The organism is uncultured Ruthenibacterium sp. (genome assembly GCF_963558415.1).
In the GTDB taxonomy this organism is placed as follows: Bacteria; Bacillota; Clostridia; order Oscillospirales; family Ruminococcaceae; genus Ruthenibacterium.
In genome coordinates, this window is the sequence record NZ_CAUWGY010000114.1 from 1 (window position 1) to 5,805 (window position 5,805).

Sequence of the window (5,805 nt, forward strand, 5' to 3'; positions counted from 1 at the left end):
TGTGATTGCAGATGGAACAAGTAGCTTTGAAACGGAAGATACGGTGATTGTGGTCACAACCTGTGAAAATCCCATTATGCAATTGCAGGATATTTTTGAGGAGTAAAAACGGACATGAATATCAGACTTGTGGGCCGGATGGTAAGTTCCATTTTGTTTGTGACGGAAGTGTTCATGATCCCGTCGTTGGTTCTGTGTTGTGTGGATGGGGACCATGAGGTAGCCATGGCATTTCTCGCTTCCATGGCAGTGATTTCGCTTATAGCTGGCGCGCTTTATATTTTTGGCCGTAAGAGAGATGAGCGCTTTTCAGCACGCGATGGATTCGTTACGGTAGCTCTGGCTTGGGTTCTAATTTCTCTTTTGTGCGGTCTTCCGTTTTATTTTAGCAGTGAGATTCCATCCTATGTGGATGCGGTATTTGAAATTGTATCGGGTTTTACTACAACGGGAGCATCGGTCCTTCCGGATGTGGAAAGTTTGAGCCGAGGCGTATTATATTGGCGCAGCTTTTCTCATTGGCTGGGTGGTATGGGCATTTTGGTGTTTACATTGGCGGTAGTTCCGGCGAATCGAAATTCCGGCGGAACGCTGTATTTGATGCGTGCTGAAAGTCCGGGGCCCAGTGTTGGAAAGTTAACACCGCGTATTCGCCAGACAGCAATGATTCTCTATGGGTTGTATATCCTGCTCACCATTTTGTGTATAGTATTTTTACTGGCAGGCGGGATGCCTCTTTTTGATAGTGTATGTACAGCGTTTGGAACAGCGGGAACCGGCGGATTTGGCATCAAAAATGACAGTATGGCAAGTTATAGTCCATATCTGCAAAATGTGTGCACAGTTTTTATGCTGCTGTTTGGCGTAAACTTTAATGTGTACTTTCTTTTGCTGATTCGAAAGTTTTCCGCAGCTTTTAAGGATGAGGAAGTAAGGCTTTATTTGTTCCTGTTTGCGTCGGCGACCGGTTTGATAGCGTGGAATATCCGGCCTATGATGCAAAGTTTCGCAGAGAGCCTGCATCATGCGGCTTTCCAGGTGAGCAGTATCATGACCACAACGGGTTTTTCTACGGTGAATTTCGACGTGTGGCCTTCCTTTTCTAAGTCGATTCTTTTAATTTTGATGGCGCTGGGAGCTTGTGCCGGTAGTACGGGCGGCGGCATTAAAACAGTTCGGCTGTTACTGCTTGTAAAGGAATTACGCTACAATGTTCAGCGTACATTGCAGCCGCGCAGTGTCCGGGCAATCCATGTGAACGGTCGCGTTGTGGACAAGGAAGTAATCACCGGCGTTAATTCTTATATGGCTGCGTATTGTTTGCTGATTTTTGGAAGCATTCTGTTGATTTCGTTGGATGACTTTTCTTTGGAAACCAACATTTCTGCTGTTTTTGCGTGTTTTAACAACATTGGACCGGGATTTGATGTGGTAGGTCCAATGGCAAATTATGATGCATTTAGTGATTTTTCCAAAATCGTTTTAACCGTAGATATGCTGTTAGGACGTTTGGAAATCTTTCCACTGCTGGCCCTGTTCAGCCGCAGTGCATGGACAAAGAAACTTTAATTTCTTTCTCCTGGCGTGAGCCGGGAGTTTTTTTAAGAAACTTTTTCCGTGACGGATGATATCAGGAGGAAAACAAGTTCATGAAACAGTCTCGTGGCCAATGGGCCAGCAGCTTGGGGTTTATTTTGGCGGCTTCCGGAAGTGCGGTGGGCCTTGGGAATATTTGGAAATTCCCTGGTAAGGTTGCTTCTTATGGCGGCGGCGCATTTATTTTGTGCTATGTTTTGATCGTCGCATTGGTAGGATTTCCGGTAATGCTGGCAGAGATTAGTATCGGACGGAGTACGCAAAAAAATGTGGTTGGAGCCTTTCGCAAGCTGAATCGGCGCTGGACTTTCCTTGGAGGAATCGGCGTCATCACATTGTTCGTTATTTTATCTTATTATTGTATTGTCGGCGGTTGGGTACTAAAGTATATCCAAGTATATCTCACAGGAGCGCATTTCGGGGTCGGAGAGACCGCTTATCAAGATTATTTTGTGAATTTTATTTCGAAGCCGATTGAACCTCTTTTGTGGGGGACTTTGTTTCTTGCAATGTGTGTTTATGTGGTCGTACGTGGTGTCTCCAAGGGGATTGAACGAGTAAGTAAGTTTTTGATGCCGTGCCTCTTTTTGATTTTGCTGGCAATTGTAATACGCAGTGTTACACTTCCAGGAGCAAAAGAAGGATTACAGTATTTGTTTACAGTCCGTCCGGGGACTCTCAATGGAAATACCTTGGTCGGAGCTCTGGGACAGGCCTTTTTCTCTTTGTCGGTGGGAATGGGCATCATGGTCACTTATGGTTCCTATGTGCCTAAACGGGAAAATCTCGTGAAAAGTGCCGCTTTTATTTGTACCATTGATACAATGGTGGCAATTTTGGCGGGCATTGCGATTGTTCCTGTAGTATTTATCACACTAGGGGCAGAAGGTCTGGGTCAAGGCGGTGGATTTGCGTTCATGGCTTTGCCGCAGGTGTTTGCGCAAATGCCAGGTGGAATTGTATTTGGCTGTCTATTCTTTATGCTGCTCTTTTTGGCTGCATTGACAAGTGCTATCAGTGTTCTGGAGAGTTGTGTAGCCTTTTTGACGGAAGAATTTCATATGGGGCGTTTAAAGGCCATCGTTGTACTTACAATTCCAATGGCTTTTTTGAGCGCAGGATATTCTTTGAGTCAGTCCGAGGTGCGCAATTTAAATCTGCCTTGGTTCGATTTTGCTTATGGTATTCAGATGTTACCGATGAATGCGGTGTTGGAGAAGTTTACAGATAACTTGATGATTCCGCTGGGGGCACTGGGTTTTTGTCTGTTTGTCGGTTGGGTCTGGGGAACGAAGAATGCCTTGCACGAAATTGAACTGGACGGGAGAACGTTTCGCTTCCGGCGGGCCTGGTCCTTCTTGATTCGATTTTTGGCGCCTGCGGTAATCGTTCTGATTTTGTATTTTACCCTGGGAAAAGGTCAGGGCCTTTCATAACACAAAAAAGAGGGGCTTAGGCCCCTCTTTCTGTCTCTATTCGGCGTTTGTTCCATTTGGAAATCACAGTGCTTTGAATTCGTCGCATTATGCGGATAGCCAAGAACCAAAGAAAACATAGGCAGAACCAATAAAAACAATAACGCAGACAGATTTGCCCCAAAAGATTGGCTGGTTCTGCGCTATAATCCCAAACTTGCCAGTCCAGCAAAAGGTTTACGATCACACCAGTTGCAAATTCAGCAGCAGTAATCAGCCACATGCCGGCGGCCGCTTGGAAAAAAATATTGGTCCCAAGATGAACGGCAATGCTGTAAAGTCCCAGAAGACATAGCCCGCCTAAAATTGTCATGGTCCAGTGTGTGTATCCACGGGCTAAAATTTCAATGAGGCTGTATCCGATGGCGCCGGTGGAAAAAATGGCTGTTTGTTTTTTCATTTGTAATCACCTGTGTTTAGGGTGCTCAGAGCCGGCGAAAAATATACACAGTCCTTTGTGGCACAAATGGACAAAATTAACAAAATGTGCTATAGTTATAAGGATTAATGAGTCATGAATATAGGTAGGTCGATTCATGGAAAAGCTGAAAACCAGCGCGTGCATCGTTGCATACGGCGGATACGAAGAGGTAGTGCGGGCAGCTTCCTCTGTTTTGTCGTATACAAAACAAACGGATGTTTCTCTTTATTTGGTGGACAATGCCTCTCCCGATGAAACGGGAAAAAAGTTGGCAAATACTCCTTTTGAGGGTTCTGTAAAAGTGGTATGCCGGGAGACAAATGGAGGCTTTGGAACAGGACACAATACGGTGTTGAGCCAGTTGAACAGTAAGTATCATGCGGTTGTAAATCCGGATATTACTTTGGATACTGATGCAATCAGCGCATTGTGTTTCTGGATGGAGGAGCATCCGGATGTGGTGATGGCAACGCCGCGTCTCCGGTTCCCGGATGGACGCGAGCAGTATACGGCAAAACGTGTTCCGACGATGATGGCGCTGTTAGCACGCCAGCTTCCATTGCCTTTTTTGAAATCGGTGGAGAATCATTATTTGATGTTGGATGAGGACTTGACATGTCCCCACGAGATTGATTTTTGCACGGGAAGCTTTTTTGTCATTCGCACGGATGTTTTTCAAAAAATGGGTGGCTTTGATGAGAGCTACTTTATGTATGTGGAAGATGCGGATATTACCCGCAAGGCGCAACAGTATGGAAAGGTAATGTATGTGCCGATCACATATGTTTATCATGCGTGGCACAGAGATGCCAATAAAAAATGGCGTAATTTTTGGATGCAGATTCGTTCCATGTTCCATTATTGGCACAAATGGGGATTTCGCTTTTTTTGATTCGTAAGGTGTGGGCGGTACTTAGCCCGTTTTGATACAAAGTAAAAAAATAAAGGAGACATGATTATGAAAGGAATCATTCTTGCTGGAGGTGCAGGCACTCGGTTGTATCCGCTCACCATGGTTACATCAAAACAACTGTTGCCTGTTTACGACAAACCGATGATTTATTATCCGTTGTCCACGTTGATGCTGGCGGGAATTCAGGAGATTTTGATTATTTCTACGCCGCAGGACACTCCTCGGTTTGAGGCGCTGCTGGGAGATGGAAGTCAGTTTGGCGTTCACCTCAGCTATAAGGTACAGCCTTCGCCTGACGGACTGGCCCAGGCCTTTTTGTTGGGAGAAGAATTCATTGGCGATGAGTGCTGCGCTATGGTGCTGGGAGACAATATTTTCTACGGAAATGGTTTTTCACGTATTCTGCGCAACGCTGAAGAAAATAGCCGCGCCACAGTGTTCGGATATTATGTCAATGATCCTGAGCGTTTTGGAATCGTGGAGTTTGATGCCAATGGAAAAGTAATCAGCGTGGAGGAAAAACCGCAAAATCCAAAATCAAACTATGCGATTACAGGACTGTATTTTTATGATAAACGAGTAGTGGAATTGGCAAAGCAGGTGAAACCGTCTGCTCGTGGAGAATTGGAAATCACCACGCTGAATGAGCTGTATTTGAACCAGGGAGATTTGGATGTACAGTTATTGGGACGTGGATTTGCATGGCTTGATACGGGAACAATGGATAGTTTGGTAGATGCGGCTGATTTTGTTCGTATGGTGGAAAAGCGCCAGGGAATCAAAATCAGTGCACCGGAAGAGATTGCATATAAAAACGGGTGGATTTCTCGGGACAAGTTGCTCGAGAGTGCAGAACGTTATGGAAAAAGTCCTTACGGCCAGCATTTAAAACAGGTCGCAGATGGAAAATTGCGTTATTAAGGGGAATGTATCATGAAACTGCTTATCACGGGAGCAGCCGGTCAGCTTGGTACTGAGCTGCGCCGGCAACTGGCGAGGGGCGGTTGTTCGCTGGGCACCATTCCAGAAAAGTTGAATCGCGCTACGGTGATCGCTACCGATGTGGGCGTAGATGGTATGGAGTCATTGGATATTACCGACCGCCATGAAGTAATGGCTTTTGTGCGCCATCATCAGCCGGATGTAATTTTGTCTTGTGCGGCATTTACTAATGTAGATGGCTGTGAGACGAACAGAGATGCTGCCTTCAAAGTAAATGCCTTGGGCGCTCGAAATTTGGCCATGGCGGCGGAAGAGGGAGACGCAAAGCTGATCCACGTATCTACCGACTATGTATTTAGTGGTGCGGAAAATGGCGGTATTGCGCTGGATGAAACTGCACAGCCGGCGCCTATTAGTGCCTATGGTTCTACCAAACTTTTGGGCGAGGAATACGTGAA

General features: G+C 45.8%; 6 protein-coding genes. 5 read left to right on the plus strand and 1 reads right to left on the minus strand.

The genetic code is table 11. The features are described from left to right. Nucleotides 1–114: 114 nt before the first annotated feature. Complete coding sequence (locus tag AB5H98_RS12445) at nucleotides 115–1,569, plus strand: TrkH family potassium uptake protein (protein ID WP_367926216.1); 1,455 nt, start codon at nucleotides 115–117, stop codon at nucleotides 1,567–1,569. Between the two features lie 80 nt (nucleotides 1,570–1,649). Next, nucleotides 1,650–3,032, plus strand: coding sequence for a sodium-dependent transporter (locus tag AB5H98_RS12450; protein WP_367926217.1), 1,383 nt, complete (start codon nucleotides 1,650–1,652; stop codon nucleotides 3,030–3,032). A gap of 16 nt (nucleotides 3,033–3,048) precedes the next feature. On the opposite strand, the gene AB5H98_RS12455 is transcribed toward AB5H98_RS12450, so the two are convergent. Beyond that, a complete protein-coding gene (locus AB5H98_RS12455; protein WP_367926218.1) occupies nucleotides 3,049–3,471 on the minus strand; it encodes a hypothetical protein in 423 nt (140 codons plus the stop codon). 136 nt (nucleotides 3,472–3,607) lie between these two features. Here AB5H98_RS12455 and AB5H98_RS12460 point away from each other — a divergent pair, with 136 nt between their 5' ends. The 3 genes from AB5H98_RS12460 to AB5H98_RS12470 all read left to right on the plus strand — a co-directional run. Continuing rightward, on the plus strand, nucleotides 3,608–4,384 hold the full coding sequence (locus tag AB5H98_RS12460) for a glycosyltransferase family 2 protein (RefSeq protein ID WP_367926219.1): 777 nt from the start codon (nucleotides 3,608–3,610) through the stop codon (nucleotides 4,382–4,384). Nucleotides 4,385–4,450: 66 nt separating this feature from the next. Next, nucleotides 4,451–5,326 carry a glucose-1-phosphate thymidylyltransferase RfbA gene (gene rfbA / locus AB5H98_RS12465; RefSeq protein ID WP_367926220.1) on the plus strand — a complete coding sequence of 292 codons (876 nt, stop codon included), beginning with the start codon at nucleotides 4,451–4,453 and terminating at the stop codon, nucleotides 5,324–5,326. Nucleotides 5,327–5,338: 12 nt separating this feature from the next. Beyond that, nucleotides 5,339–5,805, plus strand: a 467-nt coding sequence (locus AB5H98_RS12470; protein ID WP_367926221.1) for an NAD(P)-dependent oxidoreductase, incomplete at its 3' end; no start/stop codon positions are given.